The 23,937-nt window shown below is 71.4% G+C and carries 23 protein-coding genes and 1 pseudogene; 18 read left to right on the top strand and 6 right to left on the bottom strand.

Annotation, left to right across the window (positions count from 1 at the left end):
• Positions 1-108: 108 nt before the first annotated feature.
• From ACFY7E_RS25935 to ACFY7E_RS25895, 9 genes are all read left to right on the top strand, one after another.
• Positions 109-516 carry a hypothetical protein gene (locus ACFY7E_RS25935; RefSeq protein ID WP_389488747.1) on the top strand — a complete coding sequence of 136 codons (408 nt, stop codon included), beginning with the start codon at positions 109-111 and terminating at the stop codon, positions 514-516.
• Between the two features lie 25 nt (positions 517-541).
• Positions 542-2,686, top strand: a complete 2,145-nt coding sequence (gene tap, locus ACFY7E_RS25930; protein ID WP_389488745.1) for a telomere-associated protein Tap — start codon at positions 542-544, stop codon at positions 2,684-2,686.
• Between the two features lie 53 nt (positions 2,687-2,739).
• Positions 2,740-2,868 carry a hypothetical protein gene (locus ACFY7E_RS25925; protein ID WP_389488743.1) on the top strand — a complete coding sequence of 43 codons (129 nt, stop codon included), beginning with the start codon at positions 2,740-2,742 and terminating at the stop codon, positions 2,866-2,868.
• 3 nt (positions 2,869-2,871) lie between these two features.
• Positions 2,872-3,429, top strand: a complete 558-nt coding sequence (gene tpg, locus ACFY7E_RS25920) for a telomere-protecting terminal protein Tpg (RefSeq protein ID WP_389488741.1) — start codon at positions 2,872-2,874, stop codon at positions 3,427-3,429.
• A gap of 661 nt (positions 3,430-4,090) precedes the next feature.
• Entirely contained in the window at positions 4,091-6,262 is a 2,172-nt protein-coding gene (locus tag ACFY7E_RS25915) for a DUF4157 domain-containing protein (RefSeq protein ID WP_389488738.1), read from the top strand.
• Positions 6,263-6,845: 583 nt separating this feature from the next.
• Positions 6,846-7,028: an SflA family class IV lanthipeptide gene (locus tag ACFY7E_RS25910; RefSeq protein ID WP_389488736.1), complete on the top strand. Its 183-nt coding sequence runs from the start codon at positions 6,846-6,848 to the stop codon at positions 7,026-7,028.
• Between the two features lie 2 nt (positions 7,029-7,030).
• Positions 7,031-9,550: a class IV lanthionine synthetase LanL gene (lanL, locus tag ACFY7E_RS25905; protein WP_389488734.1), complete on the top strand. Its 2,520-nt coding sequence runs from the start codon at positions 7,031-7,033 to the stop codon at positions 9,548-9,550.
• 109 nt (positions 9,551-9,659) lie between these two features.
• Entirely contained in the window at positions 9,660-9,920 is a 261-nt protein-coding gene (locus ACFY7E_RS25900) for a hypothetical protein (RefSeq protein ID WP_389488732.1), read from the top strand.
• A complete protein-coding gene (locus ACFY7E_RS25895; protein WP_389488729.1) occupies positions 9,917-10,852 on the top strand; it encodes an alpha/beta fold hydrolase in 936 nt (311 codons plus the stop codon). Before ACFY7E_RS25900 ends, ACFY7E_RS25895 begins: the two co-directional genes overlap by 4 nt.
• Before the next feature lie 221 nt (positions 10,853-11,073).
• Here ACFY7E_RS25895 and ACFY7E_RS25890 read toward each other — a convergent pair whose 3' ends face one another.
• Together ACFY7E_RS25890 and ACFY7E_RS25885 are read right to left on the bottom strand one after the other, a co-directional pair.
• A complete protein-coding gene (locus tag ACFY7E_RS25890; RefSeq protein ID WP_389488727.1) occupies positions 11,074-12,438 on the bottom strand; it encodes an APC family permease in 1,365 nt (454 codons plus the stop codon).
• 224 nt (positions 12,439-12,662) lie between these two features.
• Positions 12,663-13,580: a LuxR C-terminal-related transcriptional regulator gene (locus ACFY7E_RS25885; protein WP_389488725.1), complete on the bottom strand. Its 918-nt coding sequence runs from the start codon at positions 13,578-13,580 to the stop codon at positions 12,663-12,665.
• A gap of 201 nt (positions 13,581-13,781) precedes the next feature.
• Here ACFY7E_RS25885 and ACFY7E_RS25880 point away from each other — a divergent pair, with 201 nt between their 5' ends.
• The 5 genes from ACFY7E_RS25880 to ACFY7E_RS25860 all read left to right on the top strand — a co-directional run bounded on the left by ACFY7E_RS25880 (position 13,782) and on the right by ACFY7E_RS25860 (position 18,216).
• Complete coding sequence (locus ACFY7E_RS25880; protein ID WP_389488722.1) at positions 13,782-13,973, top strand: hypothetical protein; 192 nt, start codon at positions 13,782-13,784, stop codon at positions 13,971-13,973.
• A gap of 58 nt (positions 13,974-14,031) precedes the next feature.
• Positions 14,032-14,619, top strand: coding sequence for a hypothetical protein (locus ACFY7E_RS25875; RefSeq protein ID WP_389488719.1), 588 nt, complete (start codon positions 14,032-14,034; stop codon positions 14,617-14,619).
• Positions 14,612-15,892, top strand: a complete 1,281-nt coding sequence (locus tag ACFY7E_RS25870) for an MAB_1171c family putative transporter (protein WP_389488717.1) — start codon at positions 14,612-14,614, stop codon at positions 15,890-15,892. The genes ACFY7E_RS25875 and ACFY7E_RS25870 overlap by 8 nt, the downstream gene beginning before the upstream one ends.
• 72 nt (positions 15,893-15,964) lie before the next feature.
• Positions 15,965-17,287, top strand: a complete 1,323-nt coding sequence (locus ACFY7E_RS25865) for an NAD(P)/FAD-dependent oxidoreductase (protein ID WP_389488715.1) — start codon at positions 15,965-15,967, stop codon at positions 17,285-17,287.
• Between the two features lie 11 nt (positions 17,288-17,298).
• Complete coding sequence (locus tag ACFY7E_RS25860) at positions 17,299-18,216, top strand: squalene/phytoene synthase family protein (protein WP_389488713.1); 918 nt, start codon at positions 17,299-17,301, stop codon at positions 18,214-18,216.
• Positions 18,217-18,244: 28 nt separating this feature from the next.
• Here ACFY7E_RS25860 and ACFY7E_RS25855 read toward each other — a convergent pair whose 3' ends face one another.
• Entirely contained in the window at positions 18,245-18,946 is a 702-nt protein-coding gene (locus ACFY7E_RS25855) for a helix-turn-helix domain-containing protein (protein ID WP_389488709.1), read from the bottom strand.
• A gap of 681 nt (positions 18,947-19,627) precedes the next feature.
• Between ACFY7E_RS25855 and ACFY7E_RS25850 the strand changes: the two genes are divergently transcribed.
• The gene (locus ACFY7E_RS25850) at positions 19,628-20,890 is read left to right on the top strand and encodes a hypothetical protein (RefSeq protein ID WP_389488707.1); all 1,263 of its coding nucleotides are present in this window, start codon (positions 19,628-19,630) and stop codon (positions 20,888-20,890) included.
• Entirely contained in the window at positions 20,887-21,030 is a 144-nt protein-coding gene (locus ACFY7E_RS25845; RefSeq protein ID WP_389488705.1) for a hypothetical protein, read from the top strand. Before ACFY7E_RS25850 ends, ACFY7E_RS25845 begins: the two co-directional genes overlap by 4 nt.
• A 258-nt stretch (positions 21,031-21,288) precedes the next feature.
• Here ACFY7E_RS25845 and ACFY7E_RS25840 read toward each other — a convergent pair whose 3' ends face one another.
• Positions 21,289-22,149: an alpha/beta fold hydrolase gene (locus tag ACFY7E_RS25840; protein ID WP_389488703.1), complete on the bottom strand. Its 861-nt coding sequence runs from the start codon at positions 22,147-22,149 to the stop codon at positions 21,289-21,291.
• Positions 22,150-22,333: 184 nt separating this feature from the next.
• Between ACFY7E_RS25840 and ACFY7E_RS25835 the strand changes: the two genes are divergently transcribed.
• Positions 22,334-22,486 (top strand): hypothetical protein, encoded by a 153-nt coding sequence (locus ACFY7E_RS25835; RefSeq protein WP_389488700.1) that lies wholly within the window; start codon positions 22,334-22,336, stop codon positions 22,484-22,486.
• Between the two features lie 86 nt (positions 22,487-22,572).
• Here the strand turns inward: ACFY7E_RS25835 and ACFY7E_RS25830 are convergent, their stop codons facing one another.
• Entirely contained in the window at positions 22,573-23,163 is a 591-nt protein-coding gene (locus tag ACFY7E_RS25830; RefSeq protein WP_389488698.1) for a hypothetical protein, read from the bottom strand.
• Between the two features lie 274 nt (positions 23,164-23,437).
• On the opposite strand from ACFY7E_RS25830, the gene ACFY7E_RS25825 reads away from it, so the two are divergent.
• Positions 23,438-23,608 (top strand): hypothetical protein, encoded by a 171-nt coding sequence (locus ACFY7E_RS25825; protein WP_389488696.1) that lies wholly within the window; start codon positions 23,438-23,440, stop codon positions 23,606-23,608.
• Positions 23,609-23,782: 174 nt separating this feature from the next.
• Here the strand turns inward: ACFY7E_RS25825 and ACFY7E_RS25820 are convergent.
• Positions 23,783-23,917, bottom strand: a pseudogene (locus ACFY7E_RS25820) (IS5/IS1182 family transposase); the annotation flags it as partial.
• Positions 23,918-23,937 lie beyond the last annotated feature (20 nt).

Genomic DNA, 23,937 nt, shown 5'->3' with positions numbered 1-23,937 from the left:
ACCCGCGCACCTCGTCGTCGGGCCGCCTCCCACCGGAGGCAGGACCACCTCGCCGTCCAAGGGAACAACAGAACGTTGTCTCATTGGGTGGTGGGATAGTGTGGTGCCATGTCGGACGACCCAGAGGCGACCGCCCGCCGCGGACAGGCCACTTCCGCGCACCGCTCTCCCGTCGGAGGCGCGGCCGAGTCCCTTCCGTCGGCCGAGGACACGCACGCCACGGGACTGCGGCACGACGTCGCACTCCTGGAAGGGCTGTTGGCGGACGCGGCCCGCACCGGCGCAGGGCGGCACGCCGTCCCCGACGAGGACGTCGCCGCGGCCCTGGGCCTGTTCGAGAACATGCGCACGGCCCTGGACCGGCTGGAGGCGCAGGTCGTCATCGAAGCCCGCCGACGCGGAATGGAATGGCAGGCGATCGCCCGCCACCAGGGGATGAAGTCGTCCCAGGCCGCGTCCCAGCGCTACCAGCGCCTGGTGACCCGCCTCGAAGAGATCCGCCAGGGCATCCGGTAAGACGAGGCAGGAGACACCTCTTTCCATGAGCAACCAGCCTTCCGGCCCCCTTGCCGGAGTCGACGCCCTTCTTGCCGCCGTCGAAGCCGGCCACGTCCTCCCGGCCCCCGCGGAACGAGTGCGTCTGCGCGAGGCGGCCGGCCTGACCCAGGCCGCTGTTGCCCAGGCCCTCGGCGTGCGCATCGCCAGCGTCCAGGCGTGGGAGGAGGGCCGCGCCGAGCCGAAACCCGAACGCCTCCCGGCCTACCGTCGCCTCCTCGAAGGCCTGGCCCACCGCCACCCCGCCCCCGCCCCGAACAGGCCGCACACCCCGCCCCTGGCCGGCACCCCCCACCCCCCGGCGGCACCCATCCGCACCCTCCCGGCCACCGAGCCCGCCGTACCCGGCCCCGCCCCGGCTCCCGCGCCCGCCCCCGCCCCGCCGAGCGCGCCCGGGCGCCCGGGCGCGCGCCGCGCATCGACGCCCCGGAGCCCGGCGCGGAAGGCCGCCGCGCCCGCGTTCGACCCGCGTTTCCCGAACGGGCCCCTCGCCGTCCTGGACGGCGACGGGAGCGCGTACGGTGCCGAGGGGATCGTGCTGGACTGTCCGGCGACCACGATCGTGGAGCTGGTGGAGTGGACCCTCGAGGAGTCCGGTCTCGGCGCGCCGAAGCTGCACCGCTACGGCAAGGACTCCGACCCCCTGATCGTCCTCACCGCCGCGGCGGCCGTGAAGCTCGGCCTGCCCGAGTCCCTGGAGGACCGGCGCGGTCTGCGCCTCGCGGAGGACCATCCGGTCGTCAAGCAGGTGTTGAAGGCGAAGTGGCGGCTGACCCAGCGCGGGTTCGGTCCCTGGGCCCGGATCTACCGCAAGGTCCAGGGCCGTGACCGCCAGTGCGTGCAGCTCGCGATCCTCCCGTGGGACGCGCTGGACTCCCGCTCCTGGCCCGGCGTGTCCGAAGCGGAGATGGCACCGGCCGACATCGCCCGCGTCCTGGGCGTCTACGCGCAGCGGGTCCTCACCCCGCGCGGCGGCACGGCCGTCAACGGCCTGGAGCTGATGACCGCGCTGCGCCCGCCGACGAAGCCGGTACGCGACGAGGAGACCGGCAACTGGGTCTCGGGCCACAACGCCGGCTCCCTCGGGACCGAGCCGGTGGCCCCGGCCCCGCCGGAGGCCCGCCCCGAGCACCCGGTCGTCGTCGAGACCGGCTGGACCGGCGGCTTCGTCAACGAAGAGGCCTATCAATGGGTCCGCGACATCGACCTGCTCACCGGGCAGGAGGCGGCACTGCCGTACGCGGTGGGTCTGGACCTGAACACCGCGTTCCTCGCGGCCTCCGCACGCCTCGTGGTCGGCCTGTCCGAGCCCGAGCACTTCGTACGCCCCAGGTTCTACCCCAAGGTCCCCGGGAGCTGGCTGGTCGACCTCTCCCACGTCGAGCTCGACCCGCGCCTTCCCTCGCCGTTCACGCCGACCGGCGAGCGCCCGACCGGCCCGGCCTGGTACCAGACGTACACCGTCGCCTACGCCCGGGAGCTCGGCCACGACGTCGAGATCCTGGAGGCCTACCTGCGCCGCGAGACCGGTGCCTACCTCGACCCGTGGCACGACCGGCTCAAGACCGCCTACGTCGACACGCTCGCCGACCTCGGCGTCACCAAGGACCTCACCGACGCCGAGTTCCTCGCGGCGATGGAGGTCCACAAACGGGCCGACCCGGCCCTCGCGGCCGTGCTCGCGGCGATCAAGGGCACGATCAAGGGCGGCATCGGCAAGCTCTTCGAGCGCCCGCAGGGCAAGGGCTACCGGGACGGCGAGGAGTGGCCGGCCATGAAGCGCCCCACCTGGGCCCCGTGGATCCGCAACGCCGTCATCTCCAAGGCCCGGGTCAACATGCACCGCAAGCTGTCCACCATGGCCGAGCTGACCGGCATGTACCCGCTCGCGGTCCTCTCCGACTGTGTCGTCTACCCCTCACCGAGCACCAGCCCGCTGGACTTCCTGCCGTACGCGGAAACCGGCAGGCCGATCCCCGGTGCCTTCCGCCTGGGCCCCACCCCGGGCCTGGCCAAACTGGAGGGCGTCCAGCCGATGACCTGGGCGGTCGACCTGATGGAACAGGGCTACAACCCCGCCCGGCACATCAAGGGAGACGGCCACGACGCCGTCTTCGACGACGGCGAGTAGGACGCACGACGCCGCTGTATCCCCCCGCAGACCACCCGAGGAGCCGAACCCCGATGAGGACAGAGCGCTGCCCCGTCCCCTCCGCCTCCCCGCCCTTCGCCCCCGACCTGGTCGTGGACCCCACCCCCGCCGACGCCGGCCTGCCGGCCGACCGCCGCACCCTGCGGGCGAACGGAGACTGACCCGTGGCCGGAGAGATCGAGGACGCCATCAGGCGGACCGAACGCGAGCACTTCACCCAGGACCCGCCCAAGACCCTGAAAGGCCAGATCAACTACCTGCTGCGCCGGCTGGGCAGCGCCAAGGCCGTCGCGGCCGAACTCGGCGTCACCGCCGACTCCGTCAACCGCTACCGCCGCGGCGCCCGCAAGCACCCCCGGCCCGACATCGCCGCGAAGATCGACGAAGTCGTACGGTCCCACTGGCAGCCCGGCATCCGCCGGCGCCGCCGCAGGCAGGCCGCCGCCACCGGCATCACGGTCGAGACCCGCGCCCGCTTCGGCTACACCGCCCCCGTCGGCACCACCGACGAGAACCGGCTGCGGCGCCTGACCATCAAGCTCCCCGCCTCGTACGCCCAGCGCCTCTTCGACGCCCAGGACCGCGGCCTCGGCGACCGGAAGATGCGCGAAATCGTCGCCGAAGGATTCAGGGAAGTGTATTTCCAGGACAACGGCGCCCGCGCCATGGGACTGTCCGAAGTCCAGATCAACGACATCGACTACCTCGACATCGAGTACTAGGGATACGGCCCCCCCGGCCCGACCGGGCGTCTGAACGAGCCGAAGGCGGCCCGCGCGTTCTCCCGCCGGACCCCCACCCCCGCACCCTGGAACACGGCATCGAGCAGGGCGGGGAGGTGTCCGTGTTCGGCTCGCAGCCGTACGCCGACACCACCCGCGCCCGTGTCACCACTGACCCGAACGCGTCCCGCTGATCCACGGCCGGGGGCGCGCCCAGGCGTCCCGCCGTCCGAGCGGTGGGTCTTCCGCCGGTTTCGGACACGAGGTACTTCCGGGCAGCGCCGGCTTCCCTCTTCTGTGCGCGTGGTGCTCTTCCCCGTGCCCGGCGGGAGCTGTGTCGTGGTGGGGTCCCCCGTTCGAAACGAAGGCGGTGCCGCGCGTGACTCACGACCACAGTCAGATCCCTGACGCCGAATACCACCATGGAGCTGCTGCCAAGCCCTCCTCGTCCCGCTCCGAAGCGCCGCGCGTCCAGGACATCACCGGGAACACGGCCATGGTCCAGATGCTCCGCCGGACGGGCCACCCCTGGGCACAACCCGACCGGCACCGGCACGGTCCCGGTCGCGGGCCCCAGGCCGGGCCGGAGGCCGCCGGACAGGCCTCCCCGCCCGTGCAGCGGTCCGTCGTGCATGACGTACTGAGCACCCCCGGCCGCCCCATGGACGAGGCCACCCGCGTCGACATGGAGTCCCGGCTCGGTGCGGACTTCTCCGACGTCCGCCTCCACGACGACGCCGCCGCGAAGGCGTCGGCCGCGGAGATCGGGGCCCGCGCCTACACTTCCGGCAACCACGTCGTGATCGGCGTCGGCGGTGGTGACGGGCACACCCTGGCCCACGAGCTGACGCATGTGATCCAGCAGCGGCAGGGGCCGGTGGCCGGCACCGACGACGGGTCCGGTCTCAGGGTCTCGGACCCCTCGGACCGCTTCGAACGCGAGGCCGAGACCAATGCCGAGCGGGTCATGCGGACCGCCGTGCCGACGTCCGCGGAGCCGACACGGGAGACCGCGCACTCCGTTGCGGAAACGGGGGCGGCGGTCGTCCAGAGGATGAACAATCCAGGCGCCATGGGGATCAACCTCGGCTTCGTTCCGCCCACGCTTGAAAGACAGCGCACGTTCAATCTCGCCGATTATGAGCCGACCAGCGAATTCCGTGCACATGTCCCGGTCTTCAGCAGCATCCAGAACGGTTTCCCGGCACGAGTGGGAGATATCTATGTCGGCGAAATGATGATCAGTGACACCGACCGCCCGCAGACTCAATTCCTCAACGCCGGACAAAAGAATCACACCACGGCCTGGACGCTCATGCGAGAGGCGTTGCTCAGCCACTCGCACAAAAGCGCCACCAGTCTGGTCTCCTACATGGAGAGAGAGGTGGGGAACCTGCAAAGTATTCCCCTCGCCATGTTCAGCCAGACGACCAGAGGTGCTGTCCCGCTGTATGAAGCAGCCCTGGGCAGGGTATCCCGCGCACTTGAAGAAATACAGAGCACGGCGGCTCCCGTGAGCGAATGGAGCAGGGCCCTGGCGCAACTCGTCAGACTCTACATGGAGGCCTATCAGCTCAACCCTGCGGCGACCTTCGGAGGGAACTCGGGAGGAAATTCTGAAGGTGACCGCATGGCCAGGCTCCGCAGGCAGGAATCCCTCCCCCTGGCCGAACGAATGTCACCCGAAGATCTGTGGCAGATCTCCTCGGGCCTCTATGAAGCGCCACCGACCCAAGAGCAGCGTGAATATTCCGGGCAGCACTTCTGGAACACCATGGCCAATGCTTTCCCCGGGGTCACTCGAAGTCTGGCGCAGATTCCCGGGCTTCATCACGCGAATCAAGCACTGCAGGAGATGGTCGCCCCTCCCCACATACAGCAATTCCCTGTGACCGTCAACGACGAGTTGCTGCGCCCGCTCGACTTCGGTGTTCTGGACAGCGGATTCGTTGCCGACGTCGAGGTCTACGCCGACAATCAAGGGAGCCTGTGGACCGGTGACGTTCAGCTGAGCATCAAGGAGCGCCCGCCGACCCAGTTCCGTCCGGATCAGCGCTCCCACACCATTGCCTGGAAAGCCATCCACGAAGCCGCCGTCAGGTCGACCCGGAACAAATCTATCCAGGGTGTCCTGGACTGGGTTGCGCGAACCCTTCAGTACTGCGAAGCTTCAGGCCCCCCTGTCGACAATGTCGGTCGTGCGAGTTGGCAGGGCCTGGGAGCGCAAATACAGGCGAAACTCGGATCCTGTAGAGACCTCGTAAGCGCAGGCCAGGAAACCCGTCCACAGTTCTGGTCGGCAATGCTCAGTACGCTTGTCCGGGGCTGCCTCACTCTGGAAAATTCCAGCAGAATGGCGACCGGAGGCGGCCCCGCCGCAGACATCGGAGCCGCCCTCGGACACGCAGAAGGAACCACCCACGGGAAACTGGCGAACGGGGGCTGCTCCGCCGAGGAAGCGACAATGCTGGCGCTCGGGTTCATAGACACCGAGGCCATGCGAACCCAGAGCATCAACCGCATCATGGCGTACGAACAGGAGCAACTTGTGGCGGCCGGGCGGCAGCCGAGGCGAGTCACCCGCGGGAATCCGTCCCGCATAGGGGTGTTGGAACGCAGCAATTCGCTCAATGAAGAACTTGACCGCTCTGGTACATCTCACATCCTGGATCATTGGATAGATACCGTCACCCGGGCCTATCCGGGTGTTCAATTCGAGGACCGTGACACGATGGCACGGCGCGCCCGTCTGCGGCTCTACGCGCCTGCGGGCAACTACCAGGGAACCGCGCTCAACCCGCGCGAAAAAAACCTCTTCAACATCATCGAGTAGCGATCCCGATCGCTCGTCATCAAGGCGCGGGCGAGCGATGACGGCAGTCCCCGGGTGGCACCCAGGGGCGATGGGATCCGAAAGCGACACCACCGAGGACGGCCTGCGGCATCTGCTCAACGAGTGGGATCCGATCGGCGTCGCCGACGAGGTGCGGGACGAGTACGACTGCATGCTCGCCCCGCTCCTCCAGCGACTCCGGCACGGCGCCGGCCAGGCGGAGAGATGTCCTGGTGGACAACTGCCGACAAGACCGAGGGCACCGGCAGCGCCGGCTGAACCCACCGCAACCCGGACACCGTCCGCCGCGCGCCGTCCGACAGTGCCGACCCCGCCTCCGGTTCCCGCCTCGGGCACAGTGCGGCGAGCGTCCGCCCTTCCGCCCCGGCGTACCGATATGGGGAAACCGCCGTGTGGGTGAATACCGGCCATTGCCGACCGGTCTCCCGGAAAGGCCAGCTGACCTCTTGTCAGGTCGGCGGACCCTTCCTAGCTTTGTGCGGCACGCCCTTGGCCCGGCGGGCCCACCCGCCCGCACCCTCGCCGGCTCACTCCGGCGCACGACAAGACATGGAGGCGTCACATGCCCGTAGCCGCGCCGGATCTTCTGCAGGACGGCGAACTCCGCGACGCAGGACCGCTGGAGATCGACGACGAGACGATCGTGTTCGAGGACGACGACCGCGGCGAACGCGAGCACACCGCGTGTCTCGCCGATCCCTGGGTGACCGCGACCACCCGCTTCGCCTGTGATCTGAACTCGTAGCGGTGTCCGGTTCCATCGCCGGCCGCGGTGTCCGGTCCGACGACACGTGGTCGTACCTGAACGATCCGCGCATGCCGGCGATGGAACACGGCTGGAAACTCCACGTCTCCACGCGGCCCGGTGACCTCGGAGCCGTGACGGAACTCGTCCTGCCGGTACTGCGCCGGCACGTCTGTCACGCGAAGTTCGTCCGGGACCCGGAAACGCTCCGCCGCATCAACTCCGGAGTGCCGAGCGGGGGAGCCGTCGGAAAGGCGTTCACCGTCTACCCCCTGGCCGGTACCGCGGTGGAGGTCGCCCGCGAACTCGTCGCCGTGCTGCGCGGCCGGGAAGGACCGCGGGTCCTCAGCGACCGGAGGGTCGACCCGCGGGCGCCGGTCTACTACCGCTACGGCCCCTTCACGGGCGACTACCGGACCGGCAGGAGCGGACGGCTCGAATCGGTCATGACCGGACCGGACGGCCGGATCTTCGACGGCCTGGCCGTCGGCCGCTACCGGTGCCCGCCCTGGGCCGAGGACCCCTTCGCGACCGGCTCCGGACACGACGCCGAACGACCCGCCCCCGGCTTCGGCGACGGCCGCTACACGGTCACCACCGGCATCGTGCGCGCACCCCGGGGCAACGTCTACCGCGCCGTCGACCGGGCCCTCGACCGGCCGGTGGTGGTCAAACAGGCGAGGGCCTTCGTGGGCGAGGACGAATCCGGCGCGGACGCCCGCGACCGGCTGCGCAACGAACGCACCGTCCTCACCGCCCTCCACGGCGTGGCGGGCGTGCCCCGCGCACTGGACCACTTCGGCCACCACGCGGACGAGTACCTGGTCATGAGCGACTGCGGCGACCGGAACCTGCGCCGGGAGGTCCAGGAGAAGGGGCCGTACCGTGACGACGACGTCCGGCCCGCGCGCACCCTCTCCGGCCTCGCGGCCCGGCTCCTCCGCGTCCTGGACGCGATCCACGGCCGCAACGTGGTCGTCCGCGACCTCAAGCCCGACAACGTCGTGCTCGACGCCTCCGGTCACTGCCACGTGATCGACTTCGGGATCAGTGAGCTCGACGGCACCGGTCCGGGAGGCGCCACCCCCGGATACGGCGAGCCGGTCCTGCGCGCGACCGGTCCGGCCACGCCCGCCGACGACTACTACTCCCTCGGCGCGACCCTGTTCTTCGCCGCCACCGGCCTGGACCCGGTGGTCGTCGACGCCGACCACCGGATCAACCGGGACCGGACCCTGGCCTGCCTGGCACGAGCACTGCCCGGACGCGCCCACCGACGGGCCCGCTCGGTCGTCACCGGCCTGCTGAGTCTCGCCCCGGCCGAGCGCACAGCCGCCGCCGACCGGCTGCGCACCGGCACGACCGCCGTCTCCCGCCCGCCCGCGCGACCCCGGATCGACGAGAGCCTGATCGAGGAGATCATCGCGCACACGACCGCGTTCTGCGTCGACGAGGCGTACGGGATCGTGGACCCGGTGCGGGCCGCGCACCGGAACACCCCCACGCCGATCGACGTCTACGCCGGCAGTTCGGGACTCGGCCTCGAACTCCTCCACCACCTGCACCGTCCTCGCGTACGACCGGCCGTCGAGGACCTGGCGCGGTGGACGGCACGACAGTCCAGAAACCTGCCGCCGGGCTTCTACACGGGACACACCGGCGTCGAACTCTTCCTCACGGCCGCGGGAGCGGACGTACGCCCCGGCCGCCCCGCCCTGCCGGACCGCGCCCCGGACGGCGGGCCCCCCGAGGCGGACCTGATCGCGGGCGCCGCCGGAGTCGGCCTGGGCCGACTGGCACTCGCCCGGCACGCGCTTCGGTCCGGCCACCGGGACGCCGCGGACCGGCACCTCGCCCTCGCCGCCGACTGCGACCGGATGCTGGCGTCCGGTGCCGCCCGGCTGACGCCGACCGGCTCCGACGCGACCGGCGCCGCCGCACTCCGCGAGGGCCTCGCGCACGGCGAGGCGGGTGTCGTCTGCTTCCTGCTCGAACACGGTGCCGCGACCGGGGACCGGGCCGTGATCGACCGCTCCGGAAGGGCCGCCGCCCACCTGGCCGCCGTGACGCCGGATGTCGTCTCGGCGGCCCTCGCACCGGGAGCGACACGCCGTTACGGCTCCTGGTGCCGCGGCCTGGCCGGAATCGGCACCGTACTGGTCCGGGCCGCCCGGCACCTGGAGGAACCCGAGTACCTCACTCTCGCCCAGCGGGCCGCACGCGCCTGCGCCGCACTGGCACCACGGATGCCGCTGGTCACCCAGTGCTGCGGACTGGCCGGAGTGGGCGAACTGATGGTGGACGTCGCGGAGGCCTCCGGGGAGGAGGAGTTCTGGGACGCGGCGGAGACCGTCGCCGTGCTCGTCCTGAGCCGCAGCGGCGGCACGTGGTCCCGGCCCGTGTTCCCGGACACCGGTCTGGTCCGGCCGAGCGCCACCTGGGCCGGCGGTTCGGCCGGCGTGCTCGCCTTCTTCAGGCGGCTGCGGGACAGGGGCGGACCGAGGCTCGGTCTCGCCGACTGATCGACGCCCTCCGGCGACGCGGCCGCCCACGAGGACACGAAGGCGCCTCCGCCGTCCGTGGAAGACCGGTACCGCAGTGACGGGATCAGACCGAAGTCGTTCACAGGGCGTGGACGCCCTCGAGACCGTCGTCGCACCGACACCACCGCGGGGGCCGTCCCGCGGGATCGACGCGCGCGGCGGCGGGAGCGGCGACGACAGGACCCCGCTCGCGTTCCGTGACGGCCGTACCGACCCGGCCCTCACCGGCCGGAGCCGGCCGCACGGCACCCGGCCCGCCGTCGCGGCCGACGGCGTCGGTTCCGCGGGAGCCGTCGAACCCGGCGCGTCCACGCCCGGAAGCACAGACGACGAGGAGGACCTGTGGTGACAGAGGGAGTCAGCGGGACGACCGCGAACGAGACGGTCACGGAGCACAGACTGTCGTACGAGGGCTTCGCCTACGACGCGCGGGTCGTGCGATCGCCGGCCGAGCCGGACTCCGTGCCGGTGGTGATCCTGGGAGGCTCCGCACAGGACCGCTACACCTGGGTGAGGCACGAACCGCGGCTGACGCCGACGACCGCCGTGATCACCGTGGACCTGCCGGGTTACGGATCCGCCGACTTCCTGCCGGCCGCCTACGGCCTGGACTTCCTGGCCGACGCGGTCCACCACATGGTCACCGGTCTCGGACATCCCGCCGTGCACCTGATGGGGGCCTGCTACGGAGGCAACGTCGCCCTGCGCTTCGCGCAACGCCACCCGGAGAGTGTGAGGAGCATGATCCTGGCCGGCACGACGCTGGTGGTGCCCGACAACTTCAAGGCGGCGGTCGCCGGATGGACGGAGATGCTCCGCCGGGGAGACCGCGTCGGCTACGCCTCCGGCATGGTGGCGGCGTTCACGGCGCCCGCGGAGCTCGGCCCCGTGCGCAAGCGCAACGTCATGGCCCGTATGCTCCGCCGACAGGGAATGGACCGCACCGCGCACGAACTGCGCATGGACGCCGAGCACAGCGACCGCGTGCTCCGGCACGGCGTGTACGCCTCCGGACCGCTGCCCGACGTACCCTGCCTGGCCTTCACCGGCGAGTACGACACCCTCACGCCGCCCTCGGACAGTCGCAGGGTGGCAGGGCTCTTCCCCCGGGCACGGTTCACCACGGTCAAGGAGACCGACCACCTCTCCCTGCTGGAACGGCCTTCGGAGGTGGCCGATCTGTGGCAGCGTTTCTACGCCGGTACTCCGTTCGACGAGATGGACTTCCTGAACGACGTCGAACGGATCGAGCGCCCCGCGGCGCCCCTGGCATCCGTGTGAAGCACCGCGGCCGGACCCCTCGCGAACGCGGTCCTTCCGCGTCGCGACCGGTCCGGCGCCCGTAGCCCCTCCTCCCCGGAGCCCGCGTCCGCAGCGGCCGGACGCACGGAAGCGCCCCCGACCCCGCCGCCGGGTCGTGCGTGAGAGCGGCCGCCACGGCGAACCGGTGACGGCCGACACCACGGTCGTACGGCGGGACGCCCGGCCCGTCTCGGCGTGCTTCAGTCCTTCGCTTCCCTCCCCGCCCCCGATCGACGGCGCCGCCCGGCCGCGAGGGCGGCGAGGAGCACCCCGAGGGCGAGGACCACCGAGCCGCGCAGCCACACCCCGGCCTCGACCTGGGTGGCCAGCAGTACGCAGGATCCGGCGCCGAGGACGGGCAGGACGGTCGGGGCACGGAAGTGGCCGGGCTCGCCCGTGTCGGAACGCAGAACGAGGACGGCGACGTTCACGATCAGGAAGACCGTCAGGAGCAGCAGCACCAGGGTGGACGCCAGAGTGGCGACACCGCTGGTCAGGGCCAGCAGAAGGGCGGGGACGGCCGTGGCGACGATCGCGACCCAGGGGGTGCGGCGGCCGGGCAGCACCCGGGTCAGGGCGGCGGGCAGCAACCCGTCGCGCGCCATCCCGTACGCCAGGCGCGAGGACATGATCCCGGTGAGCAACGCCCCGTTGGCGACGGCGACCAGGGCGACGGCGCTGAACAGCCACAGGGGGACACCGCCCGCCACCCTGACGATCTCCAGCAGGGGACCGCTGGACGAGGCGAGGACGTCGGTGGGCACGGCCACCGAAGCGACCACGCCGACCAGGACGTAGACGGCCCCGGCGGTCGCGAGCGCGGCGAACAGAGCACGCGGATACGAACGCCGGGGGTCCCTCGTCTCCTCCGCGACGTTCACCGAGGTCTCGAAGCCCACGAAGGAGTAGAAGGCGAGGACGGATCCGCTCAGCACGGCCGCCGCCGCGCCCTCCTCCGGCGTACCGAGCCGGACGAGGCGCCCCGGATCGCCCTCCCCGCGCAGCGACAACCAGACTCCGAGCACCACGATGACGGCCAGACCGCCGACCTCGATCAGGGTGGCGACGACGTTGGCGCGGGTGGACTCCTTGATGCCCCGGGCGTTGATCAGGGCCAGGAGGACGAGGAAGGCCACCGCGACCAGTGCGACGGGCAGGTCGACGAAGACACCGAGGTAGTCTCCGGCGAAGCCGCGGGCGAGAGCGGCGACCGAGACGACGCCGGCCGCCAGCATGCAGAACCCGGCGACGAATCCGACCGTCGGGCCGAACGCCCGCGTGGCGTAGTGGGAGGCGCCACCGGCCCGCGGGTACTTCGTCACCAACTCGGCGTAGGAGGCGGCGGTCAGCAGGGCCAGCGCCAGAGCGACGAGGAGCGGTACCCACACCGCGCCTCCGGAGGCGGCGGCGACCTCTCCCACCAGCACGTACACCCCGGCGCCCAGCACATCGCCGAGGATGAAGAAGTACAGCAGGGGAGTGGTGAGCGTGCGCCGCAGTCCGGGCCGGTGCCCCGTGGCGGAGCCGCCGCTCCCGTCGGTCCGCTTCCCGCGCGTCTTTGTCATCTGCTGCTCTCCGAGGTGGATGGCCGGTCACGTCACCGTCTAGTGCCCCTTTCGGCCGGTCCTAACGATCCCGTGTGCGACCGGTGTGCGCGTGCGCCCGCCCGTGGCCGTCCGGGTGAGCCGCTCGACCCGGCGCCGAGCCGCTGTCCCGCACGGGGCCGGGCCACCAGCGTCTCGGCACCGCCTTCGAGGAGGCCGGGGAGACCTGCGCCACGAACCTCCGGCTACGCGTCGGCGGCCGTGTGCCGCTTGCCGAGCACGTACATCAGTTGTTCGTTCGTCCTCACCCTCAGGCGGTCGCGCAGGGCCGCCATGTAGGTCGTGTAGGTGCGCGGGCTGATCTCGAGCGTGCGGGTGATGGCCTCGCGGGTGTTGCCCCCGGCGAGCATCCGGAGGATGTCGCGCTCGATGAGCTCGCGATCGCTAGGGCTGTCCGCCGGCGCCGGGAACCAGGGGTCGGCCGCCTCCCAGTGGAGCTCGTACTCGTCCCGCAGCCAGGCCAGCAGTGCCGGGTCACGGACGACGACGGCGGGTTCGCTGGTCCCCTCGCCCACCCGGCGGTCCGAGAGCAGTCCCAGCGTGTCGGTGATGATCATGCGGGGGAACCTGCGGGGGGAGGTCCTGCTCTCGGCGGCCCCGGTCTCGGCCGTCCTCCTGGCGTAGTCGGTCTCGGGAGCCCGGGTGCGGGCACTCGTCGGGTAGAGGTTGCGGTAGCGGACGCCCCCTCCGGCCAGGAGGGCGACATCGCGGAGGGCCGACGCCGCCAGCCGCTCCGGATGCCTCGGCCGGGTCTGGGACGACCAGATGGTGGCGGAGGCCTCGATCGCGTTGTGCAGGAGGTGGTTGATGGCCCTCTGGTCCTTGACGACCTCGACGGCGCCGGTGTCGAGCTGGCTCCCGGACGCGGCCTGGTCCAGGGTGTCCAGGACGGACGGGATCCGCCTGACGCGCTGGAGGAGGCGCTCGACTTCGTCAAGTTCCCGGCGGATCAGCGTCCGCTCGACCTGCGGCAGCGGCCTGGTGCTGGGCCGGTCGGTAAGGGGTTCGGTGAACACGATCCCGGCGCTCCGGAGGTCCTCCAGCCGCGGGTCGTCCGCCTTGAGGTCCTCGTCCCCGCGCCGGACGTCCCAGTAAAGCCGCACGTCATCCTCGGACAGCCGCAGATCGCCGTCCCCGCGGGCCGTTTCGCCGTGTCCGTTCACAGTCTCCCCCTGCCCACAGGCGCATTGCGCCGATGGGCACCCTTGATTCCTTGCGGGCGCCGAGCCGGTACGGAAGCCTAACTTTCCGTCAGTCGTCCAGATCCTGCGGAACGGATCCGCAGGCAGTCGAAGGAGCCGCTTGTGCGAACCGTGCGCGGTGTCGTCACCGGGTTTGCCGCAGTCGCCGCTTTCGCCGCCCTGGCCTTCGGGCCGGTGGCGGTCGTCCAGGCAGGAGGATCCGCCTCGCAGTCCGTGGTCTCGGCCGAGCCGGACTGGGGCGCGCCGTCCCCGCTGGCGGAGCGGACCTCGCCCAGGGAACCCGACTGGGGCTGAGCCACCGCGGCGCGGCCCGGCCGCGCCGAAACCGATGTCACCGCGAGGAGAGAGCACGATGCCCCCGGAGGAGCCGCGCCGTCCGGCCGCGCGCGGACGGCGAGCCCCCCGCAGGTGGGCCGCTCTGCGTGAGCAGGGGCGCCTGTGGGCGGCGACGCGGCAGGCCCGACGCCTGATCAACCGCGACCTCGGCCTCATGGGCGCCAGTGACCTGGCGGCGGTGGTCAGGGCGATCGAGGAGAAGCGGGGCAAACGGATCATCACCGTCCAGGTCCCGCTTCCCCCGGAGGTGTCCGCCTTCTGCGTCCGGGGCCACGACCGGGAGTACGTGGTCGTCGACGCGCGGGCCGGTGAGCTGACGCGGGCGCACGCCACCCTGCACGAGCTCTTCCACCTCTGGGAGGAACACCCCGAGGAGGACGGCGGCCACGATCTGGAGATGGACGAGGCCGCGGTCCGTCTGCTCCTGCCCGGTCTCAAGCCCCGGGCCGTGCTGAAGGTCCTCACCCGGTCCCACTACGCCGAGCGGGCCGAACTGGGGGCGGAGATGTTCGCCACGATCATGCTGCAACGGCTCCAGCTGTCCACGACGCGCGCGGACGAGCCGGTCGCCTCGACCCTCGCGCACAGGAGCGCCGGTGTCTGAGCACACGACCACGACGGTCTACTTCGGCGTGGCGGCGATCAACCTGCTCATCAGCGTGTGGAAGGGCATCGCCCTCCTGCGGGAGCGGACCGCCACACTGGCCCTGATCACCCTGAGCTTCTCCGTCTCGGTCCTGGTGTACGTGGCGGCCAGCCCGGCCGGCTACCGCGGGCTCGGCGAGGCCACGGGACGCCCCAGCGCCGCCACGCTCCCGGTGTACACGGGGATCATCGTCTGCTACGCGATCACGCACGTGCTCACCGTGCTGTGGACCGTGACCACGTCGCCCGGCGAACGCGCCGCGGTGAACCGGCGCGCCCGGGCGTGGGCCGGGGCGTACGGCGGTGTGCTCGTGGCCATGGCGATCGCCTTCCGGTCGGCCGATCTGGACGGGCGCCCCGCGGATCCGATGCGGTTCAACACCGACTTCGCCGACCAGCCCTTCGTCCTCGTCTTCCTGGCCCTGTTCCTCGCCGCGCTGTCCTGCGCCACGCTCAGCACCGCCCGGCTCGCCCGGCGCGCGACCCCGTCGGATCCGGACCTCCAGCACGCGGTCCGGTACTTCGGCGTGTCGATGGTGATCTGCTTCGGGTACGTGCTGTGCAACGCCCCGGCCGTCCTCGTCGCGAGCGGGGGCAGCCGCGCCCTCGAGGACCTGGGTGCCCTGGGGTCGCTGTTCGGCACCGTGGCGGCGGTCCTCACCGGCTACGGGATGACCGGCGCCGCCGTCAGCGCCTGGCTGCGCGAGCGGCGGGACATCAAGACCCTCCAGCCGCTGTGGCGGCTCACGGTGCAGGACGTGGACGAACGCCTCGCGCTGGACCCGGGCGAAGCGGGCCTGCGCCTGTCCCACGTCCGCTTCACGCTGCACCGCAGAGTGGTCGAGATCCTCGACGGCATGCGCGTCCTGCGGGCCTGGACGACGGCCGACGCGACCGGGACCGTCGAGCGTCACGTGGACGCGGGCGCCCCGGCCCTCCCGGAGGCCGAGCGGCAGGCCGTCGTGACGGCAGCCGTGCTGCGCGACGCCGGCCGCCGCCTCCGGGACGCACGCGCCCACGCGGCCCGTACGGGACAGGCGCGCCCGGTCCCGCCGGACGCCCCGGCCGTCTCGCTCCCGGGCGACGGCACGGCCGCGTCCGACGAGCGGAGTCGGCTCCTGCTCGTCGCCACTCACCTGGACCACCCCCTGGTCGTCTCGGCGCTGCGCGAGGTGTCCGCCGGTGACATCGACCCGCGGGAGCGCCCCGGCGGCCGCGCGATAGTGTCCTGACCAGCCGACGCGGAGCACGGCGTCGCCGACAGCGTTCGAGGGCTCGGCCGTTGTGCCGAGGTGGGGGTTGATGTGAAGCGGGCCATCGTCATGGGCGGAAGCTATGCCGGGCTCTTCGCCGCCCGGGTGCTGAGCGAGTACGCCGAGGACGTCCTGGTGATCGAACCCGACGTCATCGAAGAGGACGGTCTCGGACGGCGCGTCCCGCAGCGGCACCAACTGCACGCCCTGCTCTCCATGGGGCACACGCAGCTGGAGCGCTGGTTCCCCGGGACGACCGAGGAGCTGGTGAAGGGCGGCGCGCTCCTGGGCGAGGGCGACGACGTGCGGTTCTACCTGGACGGGCGCCTGAAGGCCCCGGCGGCCGGAGCCCGCATGCTCGGAGCCACCCGGCCGTTCCTGGAGAGCCACCTGCGGCGCCGGGTCACCGCCCTCGCGAACGTGCGGTTCCTCCGGGCGCAGGCCACCGACCTGGTCTTCCGGAGGGGGCGCGTGGTCGGCGTGACCACGGCGGCCCTCGACGGCGGGACCGGCGGGGCCGGGGAGACGTTCGACGCCGACTTCGTGGTCGACGCGATGGGACGCAACAGTCCGCTGGAGGACTGGCTCGCCCGGCACGGCTGGGACAGGGCACCCGTCGACAGCATGAGGATCGACCTCGGATACGCCACCGCCGTGTTCCACCGCGGCGACGAGCTGGGCAGCACCGTCATCGCCCACTCCAGCCCCGGACCCGCGAGCGACTACCGGCCCGCCCTCACCGAGCCCGGCGCCCTCGCGGCGGTGGAGGGAGGGCGCTGGTCGGTCGTCCTGGCCGGCTACGCCGACCACCGCCCCGGGCCCGACCCCGAGGAGTTCCTCCGCCGGATGCGCCGCTGCGTCGCCCCGCTCCGCACGGTGGCGGACACCTCCACCATGATCGGCGACGTCAGGACGTACCGCTTCGTCGAAAGCCGCCGCCGAGTGCACTCCCGCCTGAACCGGTTCCCCGGCGGCCTCGTCGTCGTGGGAGACGCCCTGGCCAGCGTCAACCCGGTCTACGGCCAGGGCCTGACCCTGGCGGCCCTGGCGGCCAACGCCCTCGCCGCCCACCTCCGTTCCACCCCCTTCCCGCAGAGCCCGGCCCGGGACTACTTCCGCCTGGTCGAAGCCGTCGTGGAAGGCGCCTGGCAGCTCTCCACGGCCGCCGACCTCGCGCAGCCCCACGTCACCGGCCCCTACCCCCGCGGCCACCGCGTCCAGAAGTGGGTGGCCGACAGGCTCACCGAGGCGTCCGTGCGCGATTCCGCCGTGAACACGCGGTACATGGGGGTCGTGAACATGGAGCTGCCGCCGAAGGCGCTGACCGATCCCCGGTTCCTCGCCCGGGCCGCCCGCGTGCTGCTCGCCGGTTGAGGCGGCCGGACATGTGGGGAGGCGTCCTCGACCGCGCGGGCATCCGGGACCCGCTGGCCCGCCGGGGGTACACGGCACAGCGCCGGGCGGTGCGCCGGTTCGCGCCGGCCGAGTACGCGGCGGCACGGCTGCTGCTGCCCGCGCCGCTCCAGCCCGACGTCGTCGTCCTGGTCGCCTTCATGCACGAGACCGACGACCGGATCGACCGCGGCGATCCGGCGGAACGCGAAGAGGCCCTGCGCCGGTGGCGGGCCCTCACGGACGAGGCCCTGGCCACCGGCGCGTCCCCGCACCCCGTCCTCCGGACCCTCGCGTGGACGGTCGACCGCCGTCCGGTGCTGCACGAGCGCGTACGGACCTTCCTCGACGGAGCCGCCCTGGAAGTGGCGTGGGAGCGGTTCGGCACGGAGGAGGACGTCGAGCGTTACGTCGAGGAGTACTCGCTCCCCGCCCTGATGCTGTCCATGTGCCTGCTGGCGCCCTACGGCGAGGCCCCGTCGGCCGCGTTCGAGCGCGGCTGTCTGGCGCTGATCACGGCCATGCAGCGGCTCGACTTCCTCGAAGACCTCGCCCAGGACGTCCGCGAGGGCAGGATCGGCATCTCCGACCAGGCGCTCGCCCGGCACGGCCTGACGCCCCGGGACCTTCACGCGCGAACGCCGCGCGCAGCCCGGGTCGCGGAACTCGTCGCCGCCCAGAGGGACGTCGCCGCCGCGTCCCTGGAGGCGGCGCGGCCGCTCGTCGACCTCGCGGACGCAGCGCACCGGCCCTTCCTGCGGGCCGTCCTGCGCGTGCAGGAGCTGCGCGCGGCGGCCGTACGGAAGGCCGGGGCATCGCTCGTGGCGCGCCCCTGCGGACCCTCACCGGCCGGATGCGGTGCCGTACTGCTCCGGGAGCTGCTGCGCCGGGGCGCCGGTCGCTCCGGGTGACGGCACCGGCCGCGCGGTCGGCCGACGGTCACGACTGGCCCAGCAGTCCCCGGATCCTGCCCAGGAGGCGCGTCCGGGAGGACGGCGCGAGAGCGCGGACCCGGTCGGTGATCTCCCGGAGTTCCCGCTCCTGCGGATCCGGTTCGGGTTCCGGCACGGGATGGGCGAGGACCGCCGCGAGGGCCTCCTGGAGCTGACCGGCGAGCCTGATGTCCGCGACGTCGGCACTGCTGCGCATCGCGAGATGGCTGACGCGCTCTCCGCGCAGGGTGCTCAGGGCCAGGAGGCTGGCGTAGACGGGACGCAGCGCCCGCGCGAGTGCCCGTCGGCCGCTCGTGCTCAAGAAGCCCGGGTCGACGTCGAAGAACTCCTCCAGGGCGGCCGTGACGGCTCTGCCGGCCTCCCGGTTGCCGGAGAAGAGGGCGGAGACCATGCCCCGGGACAGCCCGAGCGCCTCGGCGATCCGGGTCTGCTTGTAGGGCTTGCCGTCCGGCGCGCGCCTGGTCTCCAGCAGGAAGGCGAGCCGGTCGGTGAAGCCCGGGTTCAGCCGGTCGTCCGGGACCTGCTCGCCTCGCAGAAGGGCGAGGACGACGTGCTCGGGGATGCCGGTCCGGCGTGCGACCGAGTCGAGCTCCAGGTCCTCGTGGGTCATCGCCGTGGCGGGGAGCAGGTCGTTGATCGCCGTGATCAGCGCCGCGAGGTCGTCCGGCGGCGGGTCGACGGCGTTCATGCGCGGTGGTCTCCAGCCGGTGGAAGTGTGCGGACGGGTGCAGGCTAGCGGCCTGTCACCGCCCGAGTCACGGTCGCCCGCCGTCCCGGAGAACAACTCCGGCCAACAAGTTCACAATTGTTGACACCGTGGGGCCGGTGCAGCAAGATCGGGGACCGTGCCGGTCACTCCGGGGATTCCGCCGGGCGACCGCGTACGGCAGTGCGCGCGTCGGCATGCGGAAACCCGGGGGAGAGGCGCGAAGGAGTCTGTCCGAACGGGGGACATCATGTGCGACTCGGCCACGGCCGGAGCGCGCGGCGCACCCCGTACCCGCCCGACGTCCGCAAGGGGCCGCTGATCGACTCCGGAGCGGAAGAACGGTGGAGAGGACCGGAACCCCGGGCCTCTCGGATCGCGGACGCTCCACGGCCGTCACGACCGGCCGGGCCACCGGCCGCACCGTCCGCCACCTGCCATACGGACACGGCCGCGCTCCTCGGGAGAGGAGCGCGGCCACCAGGACTTGCCCGAGTCCGCACCACCAGTACGGAAAACAGCCCGAACCGCAGGGGTGCTTCGAGTGGGCGTGCGACGACCACGCCGACCTCACCACATCTCTCGACCATCGCCTCGGACAGCGGTACGTCCGGCTGTGGCTCGATCCACCCGGCTCCCCTGCCCGCCAGAGGGAGCCTCGCCATGTCTCGCACACCACACGCATTCCCCTGCCGGCGACCGGCTCCTGGCACCGTCGCCGTCGTCGCCCCGTACGGTGACGACAACGGCCACCTCCGCGAGTACTCCCGCCTCGGCTGGAACTGCGTCGCCGTGGCCCTGCCGGACCACGAGCGCCCCGCCGCCCACCGCGACCACACCGTCCACATCCCCGGATACCCCACGACCGTCGTGTACTCGGGGATGCGGCGCACCCTGAAGAAGCTGGCGGCCCGACAGGTCGACCTGGTGGTCGCCGGCAGCGGCCTGGGCGTGGAACTCGCCGACTGCCTCGCCTATTTCCTCGGTCTGCCCGGCAACGACCTGGGAACGACGTTCCTGCGGACCAACCGGGCGGTCCAGGCCACCGCCCTGGGAGACGCGGGGATCGCCTCGGCCGCGTCGATGTACTCCACCGACGTGACGGACGCCCTGCGATGGGCCGACATGGTCCGGTTCCCGTCCTACGTCGTCGCAGCGGCCGACAGCTCGGTCACGGCCCATCCCGCCGTCTGCTCCACCCCCGACGGGATCACCACCGCCTGGCACCGGGCCCGCCGGGCCGCTCAGCACCAGACCGGCTCGGGCAACGTGCTGCTCCAGCAGCACGTCCCCGGCCCGCAGTACCTCGTCCAGACCATCAGCGGTTCCGTACCCGGCGAGCACCTGGTGTCCGCGATCTGGGCGGAAACCCGGACCGACACGCAGGTGCACGACCGCTCCGAACTCCTGGACCGCTGCGGACCGCGCTCCCGCGCCCTGTCGCTCTACGCGCAGCGGGTCCTGTCCGTCCTCGGCATCGACCACGGCGCCGCCCGGCTCCGAGTGGCGTGGTGCGAACAGCGCGGACCGGTCCTGCTGTCGGCACGCGCCTTCGCCCAGTCCTCTCCGGCCGACGACTACTCGCCCTCGGTGAGCCACATCGCCGCGGTCGCCCGCGCGGCGACCACCGCCGGCTTCGGCAGGGCCTCGGCGAGCCGGGAACGAGCCGTGATGCGGGTCTCCCTCGCCGCCCCCGTCGACGGCTGCGCCCTCGACGCCACCCTGCTGCGGACCATCTCCACCCTGCCCACCCTCACCCACATCATCCACTTCGCCCAACCGGGCCGCCCACTGCGCAAGACCCTCGACCGGGCCTCCTCACCCGGCGAACTCGTACTGACCGGCGCCGCTCGCGCCGTCGAGGAGGACTACCGGCTGATCCGCTCCATCGAGCAGGTCGGCCTCTACGAAGGACAGTGCCGATGACGAAAAGCCTCCTGGGATCCGCCCACGACCCCACCGAACCCGCCGCCACTACGAACCTCGATGCCACGATCGCCCACCGGATCCCACCATCCGGGCAGTCCGAAGCCACCTCCGTCAAGGTCCATCCCGGCGACAACTGAGGGGGCAGGCTGCCGGACTCCGGGCAGGGAAGCGACGAGCCGGCCCTGGGGCCGCCTACCAGCGCAACGTGATACGGCCGCCGGCATGGAGCTCCTCGCGCCCCGTCTCGACATGATGCTTCCCGACCGGTGTCTCCGCCTCCAATGCGTCGCAGCGTCCGACCGGCACGCCGCGAAGCTCGAAGAAGGCGACCACCGAACGGCTCGGACGCGATATGACCGAACGCCACAGCGGGAGGCTGCGGACCCAGAGCGGAGTCAGTCGACGAAGAAGTCACCCAAAGCGGCGGAAAGCGGACCCGGGGCTTCCTCGGCGACATGGTGGCCGGCATCGATGCCGTGACCCCGAACGTCATCGGCCCAATCGCGCCAGATGGCGCGCGGGTCGCCGTACAGGTCCTCCAGGTCGTCCCGCAGCGACCACAGGACCAGGACCGGGCAGTCGATCCGCGCGCCCCGGGCCCGGTCCGCCTCCTCGTGCCGACGGTCCACGGTGAGCCCGGCACGGTAGTCCTCCAGCATGGCGCGCACGACATCCGGATTCCTGGTGGCGGCCCGCCACTCGTCGTGATTCTCCTGCCCCATGGCCTCCGGAGCACCGCGGTACCAGGCGTCGGGATCGGCGTTGATGACGCGTTCGGGAACCTCCGGCTGGGCGAAGAAGAACCAGTGCCACCACGCGGTGGCGAACCGCGCGTCGGCGCGGGCCAGGTGTTCGCTCAGAGGCAGTCCGTCCAGGAACGCCACCCGGCTCACCACCGAGGGATGGTCCAGCACCAGACGGAGCGCCACGGCGGCCCCACGGTCGTGACCGACGAGACCGAAGCGCCGATGACCGAGCGCCTGCATGACCTCGACCATGTCCTGAGCCACTGCACGCTTGGAATGCGGAACATGATCAGGAGCGGGCGCCGGGCCACGAGAGCGCCCGTAGCCGCGCAGGTCGGGACAGACGACACTGAAACCGCGCCGCACCAGGACGGGCGCGACCCGGTGCCAGGTCGCCGACGTACGCGGGTGACCATGCAACAACAGAAGAGGCGGCCCCTCGCCCCCGTACCGAACGAAGACGGACGCATCACGAGTGCGCACTGTCCTGGTAGCGAACTCCTCAAACACGCGATGCCCCTTCTCACTCAGGTGCACGGCCCGCAGTACCCTGCCGCCCCGCCTGCCCCTGATGAGCCCCGGCACTCATCTGCACGGCTGAGAAACCAGGGTTCCAGCTCTCCACGGTCACACGAGATTCGGGGCCGTCCGGAACCGCGTGTGATCGCATGCCGAGGAGGCAGAGACCGAACTGTTGACCGGACTGTTTCGCCCGAAGAAGCTCGATGCTCAACTGGAAGCCCAGATCCTCAAAACCCAAAGCGGCCCCAACATGCCGGGAGGCGGCAAGCCGGACACGCCATTGAGGCAGCAGTGCGGTGGCAAGCACATGAGTGACTGCCGCTGAGACTGTCACCCGTGCCAGCGAAACCGCCAGCGAAGCTTGAGCACTACGCAATCTTTTCACGGGTCGCAGCGCCGACCTGCGGGCAGTCAGGAAGGAAACCACTGTGGTCCCACGGCCCTGAGCAGGCATTCACGGTCGTCCGCGCTGATCATTCCCGCCGGAAGAGTCTCGTCCTCCAACAATGCCCGCAGGGCGGAAGCGTGTGCGGCGAAGGCAGCCCTGCACCATTCCCTTTCCGGATGATCGGAGTCTTTCCCGAACAGCAGCACTTGGCGCTCGTCGTCGGCATCGACGGATGAAGACAGCTCCACGGCGACGACCAGGAGGCCGACCAGGTCCGGCCGCACAGCGATGCCGGGAACTGCTGCCAGACGGATCAGGAAGGGCAGGACTGCCGGCATCACGGCGCTCACGTGGAAGACGCTGTTCACCAGAAGGTTCTCCAGCACGGGCAGGGCTTCAGGACCGACTGTCTCATCCAGGAGACTGCGGAGCAGAACCGGGACCCCCACAGGGCACCCCGGAATTTCCGACCAGTCGACATCGGTGCAGCCCAGCAGCGCAGGGTGATCGCATGCAGCCCGCTCCATCTCCGGATGCTCGCGGAGGAACCGAGCGACGGCAGCCTCTTTGACCGCCGTATCCATCACGCACATCTCTACTGCCTCTGCTCTCACGGCACCATCCGAACAGCGCCCGCGCCACTCTTCCCGGAGCTGGCGCCGGACGCAAACTCCATTGCGGTTCGCGGCTTGATCGACGGACTGAGGGGCCGGGTATCCAGACGGAGGCGAAGCCTCCTCCTGCATCTCGCGAACAGAGGGAACTCTGGGATGACGGCGAAGAGGAGAGGTGTGGAGCCGGCCCGGCGACAGAGGAGGGCGGTGTGATCGGTACCGTCTCGGGTAGCGGGTGAGCATGTTCAAACATCGACGTGTACGGGTTGCGTGTGTGCTGCTGGTCGGATGGGTGACGCTGACCATCGTGGAATGGCGGGCGGAGCAGGCACCCTGGCGCACGGCTGTGGTGAGTGGGTTTCTGATGGCGTGCGTGGTGGCGGGCACTTGGTGGTTCGCCGAGATGACGCAGGGCCTGTCCTCACGAACGCGCAGGAAGCGCTGAGAAATCAGGCCCTCCGCCGGACGACCGTCCCGGCCAAGGAAGAGGGCACCCGCCCAGCGTGCCTGCTGATGGCGCCAAGGACGACACGCACCATTAAGAAACTTCGGCCTTCGCTTCGACACCTCGGCCGCCGAAGTCCAGACCGAGGCCTTCGACGGCGTCGATCACCTTCGGCTGACTGGAGTGGTCGGCCCGGCTGTCGCCGACGCGGTCGCGCTCGGCGGGGGTCCCGTCCAGCAGGCCGAAGTCCGGGTCGTGCTCGCGCAGCGTCTTGAGCAGGCCGGGGGCTCGCTCAGCAAGCAGGCCTGTCCCCGTCCCGGCCGTGCCTG

This window comes from Streptomyces sp. NPDC012825 (assembly GCF_042900925.1).
GTDB lineage: Bacteria > Actinomycetota > Actinomycetes > Streptomycetales > Streptomycetaceae > Streptomyces.
The sequence above is the reverse complement of the archived record's forward strand: the minus strand, read 5'-3'. Positions and strand labels throughout refer to the sequence as shown.